This is a genomic window from Flavilitoribacter nigricans DSM 23189 = NBRC 102662, assembly GCF_002646595.1.
Lineage (GTDB): Bacteria > Bacteroidota > Bacteroidia > Chitinophagales > Saprospiraceae > Flavilitoribacter > Flavilitoribacter nigricans.
This window is the reverse complement of record NZ_PDUD01000037.1, coordinates 27,567-46,555: the sequence shown is the minus strand read 5'-3', so window position 1 is coordinate 46,555 and position 18,989 is coordinate 27,567. Positions and strand designations below refer to the sequence as shown.

Annotated in this window: 8 protein-coding genes; 5 read left to right on the top strand and 3 right to left on the bottom strand. The window is 51.2% G+C overall.

Annotated elements, in window-relative coordinates:
• Nucleotides 1-4 precede the first annotated feature (4 nt).
• Both CRP01_RS30475 and CRP01_RS30470 read right to left on the bottom strand, forming a co-directional pair.
• On the bottom strand, nucleotides 5-3,157 hold the full coding sequence (locus CRP01_RS30475; RefSeq protein ID WP_099153857.1) for a SusC/RagA family TonB-linked outer membrane protein: 3,153 nt from the start codon (nucleotides 3,155-3,157) through the stop codon (nucleotides 5-7).
• Between the two features lie 419 nt (nucleotides 3,158-3,576).
• On the bottom strand, nucleotides 3,577-7,674 hold the full coding sequence (locus tag CRP01_RS30470) for a hybrid sensor histidine kinase/response regulator transcription factor (protein ID WP_099153856.1): 4,098 nt from the start codon (nucleotides 7,672-7,674) through the stop codon (nucleotides 3,577-3,579).
• Between the two features lie 770 nt (nucleotides 7,675-8,444).
• Between CRP01_RS30470 and CRP01_RS30460 the strand changes: the two genes are divergently transcribed.
• The gene (locus CRP01_RS30460) at nucleotides 8,445-11,072 is read left to right on the top strand and encodes an MGH1-like glycoside hydrolase domain-containing protein (protein ID WP_099153854.1); all 2,628 of its coding nucleotides are present in this window, start codon (nucleotides 8,445-8,447) and stop codon (nucleotides 11,070-11,072) included.
• Nucleotides 11,073-11,213: 141 nt separating this feature from the next.
• Here CRP01_RS30460 and CRP01_RS30455 read toward each other — a convergent pair whose 3' ends face one another.
• Entirely contained in the window at nucleotides 11,214-16,178 is a 4,965-nt protein-coding gene (locus CRP01_RS30455; RefSeq protein WP_099153853.1) for a LamG-like jellyroll fold domain-containing protein, read from the bottom strand.
• A gap of 394 nt (nucleotides 16,179-16,572) precedes the next feature.
• Here CRP01_RS30455 and CRP01_RS30450 point away from each other — a divergent pair, with 394 nt between their 5' ends.
• The 4 genes from CRP01_RS30450 to CRP01_RS30440 all read left to right on the top strand — a co-directional run bounded on the left by CRP01_RS30450 (nucleotide 16,573) and on the right by CRP01_RS30440 (nucleotide 18,955).
• Nucleotides 16,573-16,953, top strand: coding sequence for a hypothetical protein (locus CRP01_RS30450; RefSeq protein WP_099153852.1), 381 nt, complete (start codon nucleotides 16,573-16,575; stop codon nucleotides 16,951-16,953).
• A 159-nt stretch (nucleotides 16,954-17,112) separates the two neighbouring features.
• Nucleotides 17,113-17,490, top strand: a complete 378-nt coding sequence (locus CRP01_RS41995) for a hypothetical protein (RefSeq protein WP_143473595.1) — start codon at nucleotides 17,113-17,115, stop codon at nucleotides 17,488-17,490.
• A 119-nt stretch (nucleotides 17,491-17,609) separates the two neighbouring features.
• Nucleotides 17,610-18,509 carry a hypothetical protein gene (locus tag CRP01_RS30445; RefSeq protein WP_143473594.1) on the top strand — a complete coding sequence of 300 codons (900 nt, stop codon included), beginning with the start codon at nucleotides 17,610-17,612 and terminating at the stop codon, nucleotides 18,507-18,509.
• Between the two features lie 11 nt (nucleotides 18,510-18,520).
• Nucleotides 18,521-18,955 carry a hypothetical protein gene (locus tag CRP01_RS30440; protein ID WP_099153850.1) on the top strand — a complete coding sequence of 145 codons (435 nt, stop codon included), beginning with the start codon at nucleotides 18,521-18,523 and terminating at the stop codon, nucleotides 18,953-18,955.
• The last annotated feature ends 34 nt before the right edge of the window (nucleotides 18,956-18,989 follow it).

Here is an 18,989-nt window from a genome sequence, read left to right as displayed (position 1 = left end):
GTGGTTAAAAATCAGCACTCAGGCCAAAGTTGTAGACCGCCTGTACGGGATATCCCAGGCCGTTGCCGCCCATCTCCGGATCCCATAACTTGAATTTGCTCCACACGGCCAGGTTATTCGCGCTGAAGTACAGCCGGAGGGCACTGATACCGATCCGGGAAGCTGCGCTTTCCGGTAGATTATATCCGGCCTCGATCGATTTCAGTCGCAGAAAAGCGCCGTCCCGCATCCACCAGGTGGATACCTGATTGTTGTTCTCGACAAATTGATCACTCAAACGCGGCCAGAAGGCGTAGGAATCCCGGTTGGACTCGGACCAGTAGTCGTTCGCAATGACATTCAACAGGCCATTCTGGTAGGGCCCGTTCAGTACGAAGGGAGCAATGTTTTCCGGATTGATGAAGATCGAAGTACGGGCTACTCCCTGAAAGAAAATGTTGAAATCGAAGTTTTTATAACCGATCGTTCCCCCGAAACCATAGACGATCTCCGGAACCGTAGGATGCCCGATCGGGATCATGTCGTTGCCGTTGATCACGCCGTCTCCGTTGACGTCGCGATACTTGATATCTCCGCCGGTATACTCACCTATCTGTAAAGGCGCATTGGCCGTCTCTTCGTAGTCGATGAAGAGGCGTTCGGCAATGAACCCGAAGGTCTGGCTGATATTGTGACCGATCAGGGAACGGTAAGCCAGGTTGTCCGGATAGGCCACTTCGTCGTATTCCAGGATCTCGCTGGTCGCATAGGTGAAATTGCCTCTAAGCTGGGTGTAGAAGTTACGGTTAAAGCTTTTATTGAACTGGAGCGTGCCGTCAAAGCCGCGGCTTTCCACCTTACCGAAGTTGGTGGCCGGCGTGGCGGTAAAACCGGCCGTTGAGCCGATATTCGTTCGCGGCTGCAGGATCTTATCGCGCGTCTGCTTGAAGAAGTCGACGACGACACTGAGGGAGTTGAACAATTCCAGATCCATCCCGAGGTTGGTCTGTTCGGATCGTTCCCAGCCGATATTGTTATTGGAATAGCGGGAGATGTACACCCCGTTCCTGTAGTAGCCGAAGTTCTCCCCGAAGCGGGCGCCGTAGTTGGCATCGTTCAGGTTGATATTAGACAGGTAGAAGAAGCGATCGTAGATATTACCGATCTGGTCGTTGCCCACGAAACCGTGGGTGGCGCGAAGTTTCAGGTCGGAAACGACATTTCTCAGCGGCGCCCAGTATTTTTCATTCGAAACGCGGTAGGCCAGTCCGAAGGACGGGAAGAAGCCGTAACGGTTGCCCAGAGCGAATCGCTCCGAACCGTTGTAGCCGAAGTTGAATTCCATGATGTAGCGATCATCGTAGCCGTAGGTGAAGCGGCCGGAGATACCGTGGTTCCGGTTGGGCAGTGAACTTTGCACATCTCCCGAGTTACCGGTCTCAAAGCTCGATACGAGGTTCAGGAGCATCCCGGATACCGCGTGTACGCCACCGAAAGTACGGTTGTAGTTGATGGCCGTCTCATTGTAGATCCGGGAGTCGAGCAGTTTGTCGCCTTCATTATAATCCAGATACTCCTGGCCGGTTACGCCCAGACTACCCTGCGAACCGTCATTCAGCACCTGTAGCGCCAGGCTATTGTCGATCGGGTTGATCTGCCCATTGTAGTAAAACGGATTGTACTGCCGGGATACATCGTAAAACGAGTACCTTCGGATATAGCCCATGGAACGAACGCTCAGGCCTTCGGTGATAAAGCTCAGGTCCTGTTCCAGCTGGATCTGCGATCCAATGGTGGAAGCTTTTCTGGTCTGATAGCCCCGTACCATCTCCGCGTAGGGATTGATCAACAGTGACTGGCTGCCGAACCCGGTGGGTGCACCGCCGAATAGCGGGTGGTTGATGAACGGCAGGTATTCGGCCGGATAAACTTTGGGGAATTTAACCGGATTGGACCACAGTGCCAGGTTAAAGATGCGCCCACCGCCACCGATGGGGCCGTTGTAGTCGTCAAACTGGCCGTATACCCGGACGGTAGCTTTCGTAGTGGGCGTCAGGTTCAGTGCGATATTGGAGCGGATGGAATAATTCTGGAGCTTGACATTGTTATTAAAATCATTGATGCCTTCTACGTCCAGTACACCGTTATCCACGTTGTAGGTACCGGAAAGGTGATAGGTCACCTTCTCCCCTCCCCCACTGGCACTCAGATTGTTGCGGTAGTTTACCGAATAATCCTTGACCAGTTCGTCGATCCAGTTATTATTGGGATAGAACAGGGGATCATCCCCGGCTGCGGTTCTTTCGATCTTATTCTGGCTGTAGGGTAACACGGCGTTTGGGTTCCGGGTCAGGGCCGCCTCATTGGCCAGATGCATATAGGTGATGTTGTCCGCAAAATTGAAGTTTTGCGTATTCGAGGAGACGCTGGTTTCGGAGCGCAGGTGGAAAGCCGTCTTTCCGGCGCGGCCCATTTTGGTGGCGATCAGCACTACGCCGTTGGCCCCGCGAGCACCGTATACCGCCGATGCCGCGGCATCTTTCAATACCGAAAAGCTACTGATATCATCGGGCTGCAGACGGGCCATATCAGTGGTGGTCGACTCAATACCATCGATCAGGATCAGCGGATTTACCTTTCCGGAACCGAAGGAGCCAAGACCGCGGATGAAGAAGTCCGAATTATCCGCACCGGGCTCGCCACTGCGCTGGAAGGCGATCATGCCGGAAACCCGACCGGCCATCATGGTGGTCAGGTTGCTGGTAGGTCCTTTGATCTCTTCCGGGGAGATGGCCGTAATGGAGCTGACCATACTCTCTTTTTTCTGCGTACCGAAACCCACCACGACTACTTCTTCCAGGGCCTCCGCACTTTCATTCAAAATGATCGTAAAAACGGATTTGTTACCCACGGAAATTTCCTGGGGCTCATATCCGATGTACGAGATCACCAGCGTTTCATCGCCTTCCTCGATATCGAGACTGAACTCTCCGTCAACATCCGTGATCGTTCCTTTCTGGGTATCCTTTACCAGGACGGTTGCGCCAATAAGCGGTATACCGGCATTATCCTTAACCACTCCGGTAATCGTGCGCACTTCCACAGGTACGCCGGGCAACCTATTATTGGCCTGAAGGTCTAAGTGGAGAAAAGGGGCAAAGATTAGTAGCAACCACATCACTTTTATACAAAAGCTACGATGCGGCAACCCTGCCTGCTTCGTTGTCATGCATCCCATCATTTCTGGTTCTAAAATTTGTTGAAGGTTTCCATTGCCGTACACTTTTAAAAAAGTGCACGGCAACGAACTTTAAATCTTACAATACTTCCTGGATACCGGTGTCGGCATCCACACTTCCATCATTCTGGTATTAGACTTCTCTAATCGTGTCAGATCGATAAAAAATGTAGGTCAAAGTAAGGTCGAAATGCAGAAATGGTAGAGGGGATGAGTGACCTAAAAGGGGGGAATGAGTGATCATTTGGGCGCTGAAGCCCCTATTTTAGGGGCCGGAGCGGGAAAAGGGGCGAAATAATCCAAGTTTGGTCTTTCCAGCGCCCGCCCGGATCATGCTGAAAAGACCAGTGCCTAAAAAATCAGATAGAATCTACTTCGATCTTTACATCCCCGGGTTTGGAGCCATGGTGAGCCTTATACTCGGACGGGGTCATTTTAAATTGTTCTTTAAAACACTTCCGGAAATATTTCAGGTCCGAAAAATTGAGGGAAAAGGCGATTTCGGAAACGGCCATATCTTCGGACAGCAACAACTGCGCCGCCCGTTTTATTCTTATTTTTTTGATAAAGATCTGAATGGACAGGCCCGTCAGCGATTTGATTTTCCGGTAAAGGGCACTGCGGCTCATGCCCAGTTCTCTACACAGCATGGGGATGTCAAACTCCGTATGCTCCAACATGCTCAGTATGACCGATTCGGCGTGGAGCACGAATTCTACTTCCCGTGGGTTTTGATCGCTTTCCGGATCGATCAATTCATTCGTTTCGTAGTGCAACTCCAGCATCTCCCGGCTTTTCAGCAGGTTGTTCACCCGGGCGATCAACAGATCGGATGCAAAGGGTTTGGTGATGTAGTCATCGGCGCCAACGCCATAGCTATCGATCTTATCCTGCTTGTTGTCCTTGGCGGTAAGCATGATCACCGGAACGTGACTGGTAGACATGGTGGATTTGATCTTTTTGCAAAATTCCTGTCCGTTCATTCCGGGCATCATCATGTCCGAAATGATCAGATCCGGCGTCTGGTCCGCCGCCAGTTCGTAGGCATCATTGCCATTGTGAGCAATCAACACCCTAAACTCGTTTTCAAAAAGCGTTTTCACATAGGCGGTGATATCCTTATTATCGTCCACGATCAGCAGTACCTTTTCGCCATCTTTCGGTTCCGTTTCGGATTCTTCCAGTGAGCCAAAATCATTGATGAGGATCAGTTCCTTTTCGTTGGCGTGGATGTAGCGCACATAATCTTTTTCCGCAAATTTTGCCTTATCCTTCGGGATGCGCACCAGCACACTGGTCCCTTTCCCTTCCTCACTTTTCAGCTCTATCGTGCCCATGTGCAATTCTACGATGCTCTTGCAAAACGTCAATCCGATCCCCGTTCCGCCCGTGCTGTAGGAATTGCTGGCCTGAAAGAACGGCGTGAAAATATTTTTGACTTCATCCGCCCGGATGCCTACTCCTTCGTCTTTTACCTCAATAACGAGGTCGTTGCCCTCCTCGAATACACCGAAATGGACCTGTTTGCCTTTCGGCGTAAATTTAAAAGCGTTGGACAAGAGGTTATTGATGACGATCTGGATCTTTTCCAGATCCACCCAGGCTTCGACCTCGCTCGAACAATAAAATCCGAACCTGATCTCCTGATCTTTAGCCAGATAACTAAAACTCTCCGCTTCCTCCTGGGCGAGGATCCTCAGATCGTGGCAGCCCACATTCAGTACATTCTTGTTCAGTTCAAACTTCCGGAACTCCAGCATTCTCCGAATGAATTTCAGGATTACCCCCGTGTTCTTTCGAACCAGTTTCAGATACTTTTGCTGCTGTGGGTCCTCAACGGTTTTCATCAGATCATTCACGGGGCCCTGGATGAGGGTCAGCGGCGTTTTAAGCTCGTGGGAAAAATTGGTGTAAAAACGCAGCTTCTCCTGCATGATCTCCTGGTCCTTTTCCCGCAATTCCTGTTCTTTTTCGCGCATCTCCTGCTCAAACTGCAACTTCTGTTTCAGCACTACCCTACTGTTGCTGAACTGGTTCCAGCGCCAGATCAGGAAACCCACGATCAGTGCGTAGAGTACATAGGCCGGCCAGGATTTCCAGAATGGTGGACTAATGGAAATGGCCAGGGACTGCTCCGCATTGTATTGCTCACTTCTCACTCTGAAACGATAGTTTCCCGGAGGGACATTGCGGTAAATGGCCAGGTTCGAGGTGGCGCCACGCTGCCAGTTATCTTCGTATCCCTCCAGCATAAAGAGGAAATCCTGCTCATTTTGCCGGTTAAAACCCGCCAGCGCATACTGGATGGAGAAGGTATTGTCCGCGTAGGTAAGATGGATCTCGTCGGTCAGAAAAATACTTTGCTTCGGGGGGAAGACCCGGGAGTTTTCGGGAGTTACCACCCGGTCGGATATCTTTAACTGGTTTAGAATGATATTGGTCGGCTGCTTTTCCATCTTTAGTTCTTCCGGATAGAAAAGATTCATACCATGGATGCCGCCCACCGCCATATAACCTCCTCCGGGAGAATAGAAGATAGAACCGTTATTGAAATGCCCCATCTGGAAGCCGTCTTCCGCTCCAAATTCCCGGAGTTCATCGCTTTCCCGATCGTACAATACAACACCGGTATTCGTGGTCACCCAAACGTTCCGGTCCCCATCCATTTGTACGCCGGATAATATACGACCGACCAGATCGTCCAGGGCGGGCACGGCTACAAATTGTTCGGTCGTTGCATCAAATACTACCAGTCCGTTATGGCGGGTACCTACCCAAAGCCGGCCGGATTCATTATGGATATCGTAGACGACATCATTGGCGTGCACCGGGTCTTCCTGCCAGACAGAAGGCATGATCCTTCGTTGCGGCACATTGTATTTTTGCAGGCCATCCCCGAAGGTGCCCAGCCACAATATTCCATCCTCCACCGACTCGATCGACCGGATGTCAAAAACGGGGACTTCTTCTATAAACCGGATCCGGCGGGATGGGACGTCGTAATAATATAGACCGCCGCGGTTAGTGCCTACATAGATCCGCCCCTTCCGGTCTTCGTAAAAGCAGCGAATGTCATTGATCCGCAATTCCGAATTGGGGTTGTCCTTCGCAAACTGCACCAGTTGCCCGTTTTGTTGATCCCACATGTAGATACCGTGGGCATAAGTACCGATCCAGACGCGCTGTTGCGTATCCTCCAGTACACTCAGTACAGCCTTATTTTCCAGTTCGGGAATGGCGTTTTTCCGAATTATTCCGGTATAGGGATCCAGCAGGCTGATCCCCTTTCCATCGGTACCGACCCAGATCTTCCCGTCGCCCGATTCGCAGATACCCCACACATTCTGGTGGCTCAGGGTAAATTCCGAATCGGTATTGCGTTTGGTGACCATACGTACGGTTTCTCCTCCCGGATTAAACACATTGACCCCGCCGTTATGAGTGCCTACCCAGAAGTAGCCGTTTTCCTGCCGGTAGATCTTACTAATGGTGCGGTACGAATTGCTGTATTCATCAAAACCGGGAGCGAAATGCCGGGCCAATTGATACGGGCCGCCGTTCTCTTTGGCGAGCAAAAACATACCGTGCTGCCGGGAGCCCACCCACAGCTTCTTATTATCGTCCAGATAAACGGTCAGATAATCGTCATCGGGTAGGATATCCACCAGGGTTTTATCGACCGTCTTCGAAAAATTTTCATCTACCTGGAGTGCAAAAACGCTTGATTCCGTTGCCAGCCATACCTTGTTGGGGCCATCTGCCAACAGATCAAATGAATTCAGGCGATCTTTACCGGCAATTTCCTGAGCGGTAAAAAATGCGATGGTGCCTTTTTCGAGATCATGACAGATCACGCCCAACCCACTGACCACTGCCCATAAATGACCTTCACTGATCACCATCTTGGCAATGCTGGATCGGCTAAAGTCCAGGCCGGTGTTCGCGTCGTACAGATCCAGCGTACCTACCTTTTCGTTCTCTACTTTTATGATCCCTTTCGGGTCGTGCTTCCCGAAATAAAGGTGCCCTTCCGCATCCACCGCCATGGAACTCACCCTACCCTGGATCTGATCGGGTAGATACCGGCGGATCACATCGGCCTCATAACTGTATTTGCCGACGCCATCATCCGTCATCAGCCAGACGTTGTTGTGCTTGTCCAGATAGAGTCGCTCGATGAAATTGTTGTGCAGCAGATCGGGATTCTTCCGGTTTTTAATGAACTGCTGAAACTCAAATCCCTGATAACGAAACAGGCCTTCATTGGTAGCTACCCAGACCTGGCCTAAAGTATCCTGAATGATATCATTGACTACATTGTTGATCAGTCCCTGTTCCTCATTTAGCTGGTAAAACCGGTGTTGTACGAATAGATCTCCCTGGGCAAAACCGCCCACACTTAACACCGTTAGTACCCATACCGCCAACCATTTATTCACGTAATTGATCTTGCTCATAATTTAAAGTGCATTTCAAATGCGAGATTAAAAGGTAATCATTTTCGGAATGACAGAGGGAGGTTGAAGGTGATTTTTGGTTTCAAAATTAACTGGTTTGGCGTTTTATTCCATGATCCCTGCAGTGATTGGGCTTTGTACCGGGCCCAAAGTAGTCAGCTTTTCCCAACCCAAATTTAAGTCAGGATATTATCGTCGGCCAGGACCAGCCATCTTTGCGGTCCTTCACCTCCCCAATGATTCCAGATCGCGATTTTACTCCACCCACTGCGGATACTTTGCAGACGTCCAAAGATTTTGAAAATATATACCTGCAAGTGATCCCTTAGAACTTTTTTTTGCGGCACCGGTTCTATCATCTCCGGGCGTCCTGATAAGAGGAACTGGTTTAAACTTATTCATCTGGACTGCGACCTAAAGTCTTGAATCTCCTGGACTTCAGCTTTTTCTCGTCCCAGACCTTCCAGGTATGAAACTCAAAAAGAGCTTCGCCAGTAAATCCAATACTTTGGCCTCGTCTGCAGCCAATAAGTTTAAACCAGTTCAAGTTCTGAAACCAGCGTTTTCAAAAAATTCCCGGACTTTTTACATCTTTACCGATCAAAGTCCTACCAGATACTTATTCCAAATAAACTGACGTACAATTGGTTTGGGAAATCCGAACCAATTTGAGTACAGCATATACTGACCGTAGCGGTTTAGAAATCCTGACTGTGACCAGCACCTCAGGACCAAACCACTTCGCGTCAAGTATAGTTAATCATGTGCATATGAAACATAATCCGGAAAAGGCCAGATTATTATCCTGTTCGGATGATAAGACGTGGAAGAGATGGGGACCTTACCTTTCCGAGCGGCAGTGGGGAACGGTCCGGGAAGATTACGGACCCGATGGGGAATCCTGGAATTTTGTTACCCACGACATGGCCCGAAGTTACGCTTATCGCTGGGGGGAAGACGGTATCGGGGGAATTTGCGATGTCGAACAGATCCTGTGTCTGGCACCGGCCTTCTGGAACGGGAATGATACCATCCTCAAAGAGCGATTATTCGGGCTTACCAATGGCCAGGGCAATCACGGAGAAGATGTCAAGGAACTGTATTTTCATCTGGACTCCTCTCCTACTCATTCCTACTGCAAATACCTTTATAAATACCCTCAGGCCAGTTTCCCGTACGAAGATCTGATCCTGAGCAATCAGATCGGAAGAACCGAACCGGAATACGAATTACTGGATACGGGCGTTTTCAGCGGTGGCCGGTACTTTGATTGCTTCATCGAATACGCCAAGGTCGATCCGGAGGACATCCTGATGAAGATCACGGTGCATAACCGGGGACCGAAAGCCCACCGGATCCACGTACTACCGCAGCTTTGGTTCCGCAATTACTGGAAGCACAATCCCCGTTATTCCCGGCCGGTCATGTTCCGGAGGGGTAAAGGGGTCATTACTACCCAATCGTCCCGGAACGGAGAATATAACTTCTATCATTCGGGTGGGGAGGCGCTCTTCTGTGAAAATGAAACGAATACGCAGCGGCTCTTCCATTTGCCGAATGAGCTTGCATACGTCAAAGACGGGGTCAATGACCACGTCGTCCTTGGTTCAGCTTCCGTCGACCCGGCTTTGAAGGGGACCAAAGCGGCTATCTGGTTTTCCGAAGAGATCGAGCCCGGCGGCTTCCAGGTCTTTCGGACCCGCTTATCCAAACGGGAACACTTTGATCCCTGGATAGATTTTGATGAAATTTTTGAAAAACGCAAGGCGGAAACGGACCTTTATTACGACCAGTTGATCCCGAAAAGCCTGAACGCTGATCAGGGCAAACTCCTGCGCAACGCTCTGGGGGGTCTCCTCTGGACCAAGCAGTTTTATTATCTCGACGTTTTTAAGTGGTTGTTCGGGGGGCCGGGAGAACCCAAACCCAATCGACTCCGGCAACGCAATTTTCAATGGCAACATCTGACTAACCGCGACATCATCAGTATGCCCGACAAGTGGGAATACCCCTGGTATGCGGCCTGGGACCTGGCCTTTCACACCACGACCTTCGCGGAGGTGGATCCGCAATTCGCCAAGGGGCAACTGCTGTTGATGCTCACCGAATACTACATGCATCCGAATGGCCAGATACCGGCCTACGAATGGAACTTTTCGGACGTCAATCCTCCGGTGCATTCCTGGGCCGTCTGGGAGGTATTCCTGAAGGACAAACAGCACAGCGGTAGAGCGGACTACAGTTTCCTGGAAAAATGTTACCATAAACTACTGGTCAATTTCACCTGGTGGGTCAATCAAAAGGACAAGGACGGCATGGCCCTTTTTGAAGGTGGATTCCTGGGATTGGATAATATCGGGGTATTCGACCGCAGCCGGATGCCGACGGGTATCCAGAAAATGCAGCAGGCCGATGCGACCAGCTGGATGGCCCTGTTCACCCTGAATATGCTCCGGATGTCGCTCGAACTAGCCATGAAAAATCCGGTTTACGAAGAATCTGCCGCTAAATTCTTCCGCCAATTCCTCAATATCGGCTGGTCGATGCACAACATCAGCGGACAAAATGTCTCCCTCTGGGATCAGGAAGATGCCTTTTACTACGATGTGGTGCAAATGAAAAGCGGCTTTACCGACCGACTGCGGGTGCGATCCCTGGTGGGCATCATCCCACTATTCGCCGTGGAAGTGATCCATAAAGACCTGATTGACCGGCTGCACGAATTCCAGGTCCGGGCTGAAGGCATCATCCGGACCCGCCCGGATCTCGCCTCACTGATCTCGCGGATAGAGGAAGTGAATAAAGAAGGGTCCTATCTGTTTTCCATTATGCGCGGATACCGGCTGGAACAGGTCCTGAAGTGGTTGCTGGATGAGAATGAATTCCTATCGGAATACGGGATCCGGTCGCTTTCGAAATACCATAAAGACCATCCCTTCGTCTTTGAACACCACGGGATGCATCGGATCGAGTACGTACCCGGAGAAAGCAATACCGGGATGTTCGGCGGAAATTCGAACTGGAGAGGTCCGATCTGGTTCCCACTCAATTACCTGATTATCCGCTCCCTGCTTCGATTTTACGACTTCTACGGTCCCGAATACATCTACGAATTCCCGACAGGTTCCGACCGGAAACTCAACCTAAGGGAGATTGCCATCGAGCTCACCAAAAGGCTGCTCAAGATATTTGAACGCAATGAAGAAGGCCGGTTTCAGTACCACACCGACGATAGCGATCATCTGTTCGCCACCGATGAACACTTCCGGGACCTGCACCTCTTCTACGAGTTTTTTGACGGCGATTCCGGTCGCGGGCTGGGCGCATCCCATCAGACGGGTTGGACGGCTCTTATTGCTAATTTGCTGTTGGAACTGGAGGAGATGGAGGGTGTGTAGGGGGTTGAGGGGTCAGGGGTCAGGTGGGGAGGAGTCAGGGGTCAGTTGGAGAGGAGTCAATTTGGGAGGAGTCAGGTGTCGGTTAGACGGTAGCCAGTTGTTAATAAACTAACTATCGTCTAACCGATCACTTGCGTTAAATTATCGGGCAATGATCAATCGCCTGCTCCATACTTCCTTTGAAGTAATTACACTCATCATATACACGCCAGCCGCAAAACGGTCGGATGATAGATCAATGGTCAGGGAGGAAGGAGACAGCGACTGATATTGCTGACGCCAGACAACCTGACCGGTATGATCGTTGATCACGATCTCTAAGGCCTGATCACTCAAACTTTCCAGCTTCAGGTTAACCAGTCCCCGCGTTGGATTCGGATAAAGTTTCAGGTTTAGCCGCAGCTCATTCGTTTGCGGATGGATCGTAGTGAGCGTACCGGTAGTGCTATTGCCTTTACGCTCGTGGATCTTGATCTTACCCGCGTCGATCACCTGGGTATCGTAGCCATCATCGTCGGCACCTACCTTATTATCATAAACCACTGCATCGCCGTTAGCCTTATCCCAGATCTTGATCCGGAATTTGTCCGGTCCGATGGGGTTTTTCAGGGCGCCATCCACGGCGGTCAACATAAAGCCGTAGTCACCCAGTTCATTGACCAGACCGGAACCCTTGAATTTGGCATTCTCTCCGGCTACTACCAGCCATTCGTAATCCGTACTTTCAAATTCAAAGTCGCCGGCTTTAAACTGGAAAGTCGTGATACCGGTCGGCACCGTAGTTCCTTTTTCGTATTTGGAAACAAAACCAAATTCCGCTTTTCCGGCCAGGTTGGGGTCCGCCGCATAGGCCCCTGCGGGTGACACTATCCAGCCACCGCCGGTCACGTAATTGCCGTTCGGATCATAGACCACGGCGAAATTCGCTCCGCTCAGAGAGCCGGAGTTGCCCGCGCCGTCGGTTACGGTCAGGGTAACGATATACACTCCGGGCAGCGCGTAAAGGTGACTGCCGCCGACTGTATTGGCGTCCTGATCAACAGTGGCTTCGGAGGTAGTGCCGTCGCCCCAGTTCCAGATGGCGGTGTGCTTATCAAATTCACAGGCATCCGAAAACTGCCCAATGAAACTCATGGTATTCCCCAGGGCAACCGGATCTACGGGCACGCTAAGGGCTTCAACCACCGGAGCTGTTTCATTATCCTCTACCGTCACCGCAAATGAACAGGCCGTAGATTTGCCGGCACCATCCGTGGCGGTCAGAGTGATCTGGTATACACCGGGGGCGGAGATAAGTTCGCCGGGAAGCGGGTATTGAATGACGGTCGGTTCGGCCTCACAATCGTCCGTTACATTGGTCGCCAGAGCGGTGAAATCCTCGACTGCGTAGGTACAGTTGCTATCCAGTACCCTGGTTTGATCGGCCGGGCAGGTGATGGTGGGCGGCAATTGATCGATACAGGTCAGTTCTCCGTATAACTCCAGTTCGGAGATATTCCCGTAGGAATCGGTGCGGCCACTCCAGTATACATAGCGATAAGGCGTCGGATCGTTGATCACCGCTTCGGTGAGCTGTCCTTCCGCCGGCGTGGCGTTGATGGTGGAGATTACGGTATAATTATTCAGGTAATCCGGGTCGTTGGAACCGCGCAATTCCGTACCATCCATCCGCCCGGCAAAGCCATACCGGGGAGCGTATTTCCAGCCGATTAGCGATAGTCCGTAACCTTCTCCGTAGTCGTAACCCACGTAACCGATCGTCTGCGGGCCCTCTACATAGGTATTCAGGTCGCCATCCAGGGCTTTGTCGTAAGTACAATCCCCACACCATTGGGAACCGCCCTCAAAGCCGACCGGCGTACCGATAAGTTCATTATTCCCGCTGTCGTACAGTTCAAATTCTGCAATGTTGGCGTAACTGTAAGCGCCTCCAAACCAGTAAACGTAGCGGTACGAAGTGGGGGCATTCACGGCAACTTCCGTCAAAACGCCCTCTGCCGGGTTATCCGCAATGGTATACAGTACATCGAAGTCATTCAAATAATCGGCACTGTTCGATCCGCGCAATTCCGTTCCGTTCAGGCGCCAGTTGAAACCGCCACGGGGAGCAAATTTCCAGGTGGCCACCGAAGCTTCCGCACCTTCCCCAAAATCATATCCCAGGAAACCCCAGTTTTCCCAACCGTCGATGGCGGTATTGAAATCACCGTCAAAAGCGAACTGGAGATCCTGCGGACCGTTATTTTGCCAGGTAGTCGTGTTACCGATCAGATTGACCGAAATGACGGGCAGATAGGAGGCATACTCTATGCTAAACTGCTCGGCCTCCTCACTGGGAAAGCCGGATAGGTCCGTAGCCGCATTTTCCGCCACATCTACCGTGACAATGCCATCCGCCAGAGGTGTTATATCCACTGTCCATACGGTCCCCGGGACCATTTCCTGCAGGTTGCCGGCAATTCCGTTGCCGACGGCAACATCCGTCAGATCGAAACCGGTAACTTCTTTTCCGAAAGTAATAGTGACCGGAATAGGCAACAGATTGGTTGGTCCGCTAACGCTGGAAGTAATGTGTACCGTCGTGTACTCTTCTGCTGGCGTAGCGGCCAGTTCAGCGACTTCCGGAGCCGACAAAGCGTAGTTATAGATCCGGAAATCATCGATCCTCCCCTTGAACAAAGGATCGGGATACTGGCTGCGGCCAATGTAGTTCAGCATGGGTTTAAAATCCAGCGGACTGATATTAGTGGTGGCTTCACTGGCTACCTCTTCTCCGTTGAGATAAAGGCGAACGCCGGATGCCCCGATGGTAACCGCTACGTGGGACAATTTCCGCGTGGGCAGGCCGGTGGCGTAGAGGTTTTGCTGCGTATTACCGTTCTTAATCCCGAATTGCATTCCCCCATCCCAGGTGGCCGGCGTTAAAAACAGGTTCTGCTCCGTTCCGTTCCCGAAATCAAAGATGCGCTGCCAGGGAGCTCCGCCATCCCAGTACACCCAGGTGGCGACCGTGATCTCCTGGTGATTGGCCACATCGGGAGGTAACTGCACAAAAGCATCGGTACCGTTGAGAGCCAGGGATTTTACATCCACTCCCCCTCCAATGTAGGAAGTCCCCCCGTAGGTAGCACTGTGATTGAGGTTGCTGGTTGCGTCTTTGGTGTCGTCTTCAAACTGGAGGTGCGCCACCAGTGCGGGATCAGCGGTAGCCGCTCCGGAAACCTGATTCGAATAAGTAGAGCGATTGAGTGAATGATCAATAGCTTTAACCGCATAGTAGTAAGTCACTCCCGGCAGAGCCGTATTATCGACAAAAGAGGTAACGCTCACGTCCCGGGCAATGGTATTGTAAGCACCCCCGGCCGACTCGGCCCGGTAAATGTGGTAACCGCTTACATCCGTGGCCGAACTGGCGGTCCAGTCCAGTTGGATCGATACGGCATTGGCGGTAGCTGTCAGGCTCGATGGTGCTGCGGGCGCCGAAAATTCGATCGGTGCATCTACCGGCAGCAGTCGCCACTGCTGATTCAGACCACCGAGCTTCTCCCACTGTGCGATATTCGCTCCGGGCGCGGTGCTCGCGCCGTTAACGTCAATACAGTGCGAGCTTTCCCGGCTGCGGATGTAGAACCAGCCGTCTTCGGCGTAATCCAGATACCATTGCTGATTGCCGCCGTTGCCGTTGTCCCACAGGTTGATATTCCCACCATTATCCAGTGAAAAGCCATACAGATCCGCCGATTTATTACTGTTGGCAGCCGGCTGGATGCGGTAGTAACTGAAGTCGCCACCAATCCGAGAATCGACAGGGTACACATCCCATTGCTGCGTGAGCGCTCCGGTATAATTACCCTGCTGCATATTGGCTCCGTTCTGATTGATGTCGCCGCTTACTTCCATCACCAGTCCACTGTTCCGATTGACGAGTTTATAACGACCGCCGATTGCCGGTTGGATATCGTCCCCCCAGGTAATATTGATCACTCTTTCCGCATTCGACTGGCCGGTCCAGTAACCGGTGCCCCCCGGCATTTCCAGGACAAATTCGCGCTGGGGGCCGTGACCGTCATAGTAGACGACCCGCTCTTTGGAGAGATAGTTGTAGGTGGTCGTCGCCGCCTGTCTTTCCGAAGTCCCCCCGAAGGCTTGTACCTTACCTTCCGGCGTGCGGTAAACGGCAGCAGCCGTCCAGTTGGGCCGGTGCTCCGCGTAGCCGATGCGCTGGCCGTCAAAGGCCTTTACCATCTCTCCGCGCGCCAGGTCAGCCGGTCCCCACCAGATCCCCATCTGCATACCGTACTCGTAACCGACCAGGGCTTCCATTACGTTGTGCAGCTCGTCATTCGATGCCCAGTCGCCGTTCGCTCTGACATTTTCGAAAAACTCGGCGTAAGGCGTAAACTCACCGGCCAGTTGGTGGGTGTTGCCCTCATTAACTCCGGCCGGGTGCAGATACTCGTACCACTGCGTAGCCAGATCGCAATTGAGCACGTTCCCGCCGGAAATGCGGATGTCGTCGAAAAAGGGATCGTTCCGCATGGCGACCACGATGTTATAAAAATCATCGATCGTACCCTGTTCTGTAGAATAATCCGGCTCGTTCATGGGGCCGACACTGACTACTTCGTAGCCGGCATCCTGGATCCGGGTAGCGGTGGCTTTGACCAGATCCCGCCAGTTTTGCGCGTTTCCGACGTAGGAAGGATCTATGGTCGGAGCATCGACATTCATAACGATCCGGGTGGTCGGAGCGGCATAACTCTGGACCAGCGATAACCGCCAGTTCAGGTCGATGATCTGCTGCCCCTGGATATCTCCATCGACCAGCGGATGGGTAGGCTGGTACGAAACTCTCGTCACATCAACCTGATCCTGCCCCATGAATAACAGGGCACGCCGGTAATTCTGATCGAAAGACCAGGCCAGGTCCGCACCGAACTCGACCGTTTTGGATATGCCCGGATCGGACAACATGAAGGGAACAAAGCGATCCGGTATCGGCTGGGCTACGAGCCGGTCACTAGCGCTTGCAGTTTGTGCATGGGTCTGGGTAATTACCATCCCGAGGAACCATAGCAATAATGTGGTGTTGAGGATTATTCGCATAATTTTGTTTTTAATGTCCTTTGCTGTGAATTTTTTTCTTTGGTAATTCCATCATTTTGTGTACCAGCAAAAGACTTAAGAATTTGACTGATGCGAGGGGAGCGATTGATCAATTAGAGGGGGTTGAGCGTTTATTTGCCCGTAACTTTGCTGCTATTGACCGAATTTGGCCGGAACGGCCCGCATTTTAGGGAAGTGTGTTCCGAAAGGACACAAAACCAGAGGTGATCGGAATATCGGGTAAGGTAGGATGAAGCCAGTCGGACCACATCCCGGTTTGCAGAAAAGTACCGCACCAATAGGATGGAGAGGACCGATTATTAAAAAAATTATCAGCCAGATGACTCAATTATGATATGATCTACTATAATAGTTTCGTACATTTGACCCGCTTATGAAGCACATTTGTACCATACTGTTGGCTTTTCTGCTACTGCTCCTGTCGGTGCGGGATATGGTCACAATTGCCAGTTTCAAGTTCCACCAAAAAGCTATTGCCGCTACTTTGTGCGTTAATAAAGCAGAGCCGATACCTATGTGTGCAGGTCAGTGTTTTCTGGGGCAACAGCTCGAAGAAAATCACCGGGGGGAAGAAGATCCTTTCTCGGCTTCCCAGTTCAACCTATCCGAAAAACCGGTCTATTTTCAAATCGCCTCGGCCAGCTCCGAGGATAGGGTTTCCAGGCCACTTCAAATTACAAATTTCGGCTACCAGGCTTTTTGTCCTTCCACCATTCAGGATAATACGTTCCGTCCTCCACGCCGGTCTGCTTAATTTTTACTGATCTTTCGATTTTTCTGGTATTGATCTACTCTGCTTTCCTGATCCAACTGGATGCAGGCAAGCTTACGGTGGATGTCAATTTCAGTCCATCCAGGTGATTATTGATCACTATCCTACCCTTTATTCTATTATTGGCGGTAGCAACAGGATATGAAAAAGTTTTTAACCATATCATTGTCTGTCCTACTTCTGCTCCTTTCGGTGCGGGATCTGCTGACTTTTGCAGCTTTTAAGTTGCAGCAGGAAACCATTGCTGCCAAACTCTGCATCAACAGGTACGAATCCGTTCCCATGTGTTTTGGTCAGTGCTTTCTTGATCAGCAGATCCAGACCAATATAGATCAGGAAGAGCACCCCGGCAGTGCACGCCTTCCGGAATTAAGTATTAAACCCGTTTTCTTTCAATTTTTATCCTCATTGCGTCTCCTGCAACATGCAGACCTGATAATAACTCGCAATTTTCACTATCAGGGACTGCTATCGCAAATTGTTGTAAGAAAGTTAATCGAGCCGCCCCGTTTCGGCTAATCCAGATTACTTCATTCTAATCTCATTTTTATTATTTTCCTTAGCTACGGGAGGCATCGTCATCGCTACTCCGAAGGTACGCGAGCGCACACTGCCGTGCTATGGTAATCGTAATTCATATGGCAAAAAGAATTGTCCTTTTGCTGCTCTTAACGCATATGGGTCAACAGTGGGCTAAGGCCTGCGATGCCTGCGGGTGCAGCATAAGCGGATCTGGAATGGGCTTATTGAGCAACTACCGGACCAATTACCTCAGTATTGGCTGGCAGCTCGCTCCTTTCAGAAGTATACCCGGCCACGGACTGGGTAGTGCAGATCAATTTCACACCCTGGAGTTTTCTCTTCGTTATCACCTCTCGGATCGGTTCAAGCTGCTGGCTTATCAGCCCTACCGCATCAACCGGCGAATGAACAATGATCAGCGGGTGCAACAATTAAAGGGGATCTCCGATACCCGTATCGTAGCGGCTTACACCTTAATAAAGGATGCTTCCCTGGGAGCAGTCAATGTTTTCTGGGAAACCGGAGCGGGCGTTAAACTACCCGTCGGTGCCTACAATGCGCGGATCCACGATGCAGATCTGCCGGAGAATTTCAACATAGGAAATGGCAGCTGGGCCTACCTTTTTCAGAATAATCTGGTACTGACTTACCGGCAACTGGGTTTGGTCGTGAATGGAGCTTACCAGCATCAACGTCCTTCCCGTTCGGATTATCAATTTGGACATCAATGGACCGGGCAGTTGTTGCTTTTCGCAGAAGCCCGGTTAGGTAATCAGATGCAAGTTGTCCCGAACGCCGGCCTGACGTTGGAGAAGATCACTTCCGATTATCACCCAAATGGCCAGTCGGTGGCCGGTACCGGCGGACGGGGAATCTTCGTTTCCAGCGGCATCAACTTCAAAGCCGGCAGCTGGATCATAGGAGCAGCGGCAGCGCTGCCTGTCAATCAATCTTATTCTAAGGATGAAGTGGAAGCCCGGCCCCGCCTGACTTCCCAGATCCTATTTACCTTTTAAAACCAAACAACATGAGAACAGTCTGGCGATCAGTATTTTTTCTGGTACTTCTCGTATTCGTTGCCTGTAAAAAAGAGGAGGACGAACCGATGACCACAGACTATCATTACCACGCCCACATCCTGCAACCCAATGCGGACGACAAACAGGTGGATGACAGCCTGCACATCCACGTGGAATTTGAAAGTCATACCGGGGAAACGGTACATCATGTCAATGTACGGATCTACAACAAAAACGATAATACCGAGATCTACAGTAAACCGGCCGATGCCCATGTTCATGAAACCAGCGGCGTCTACGAGTTTCAGGACGATTTCACGCTATCCGAAGCCAACGGCGTTACCGCCCATTCGGATTGGATTCTCGAGGCCAGCGTTTGGGGGCACGACAATCGGGAGGGGGAAATGATAGAACAGGTCGAATTTCATGTCCATCCGAAATAAGGTGCTTTGCAGTCATTAACCGCCCTTTTGGGGC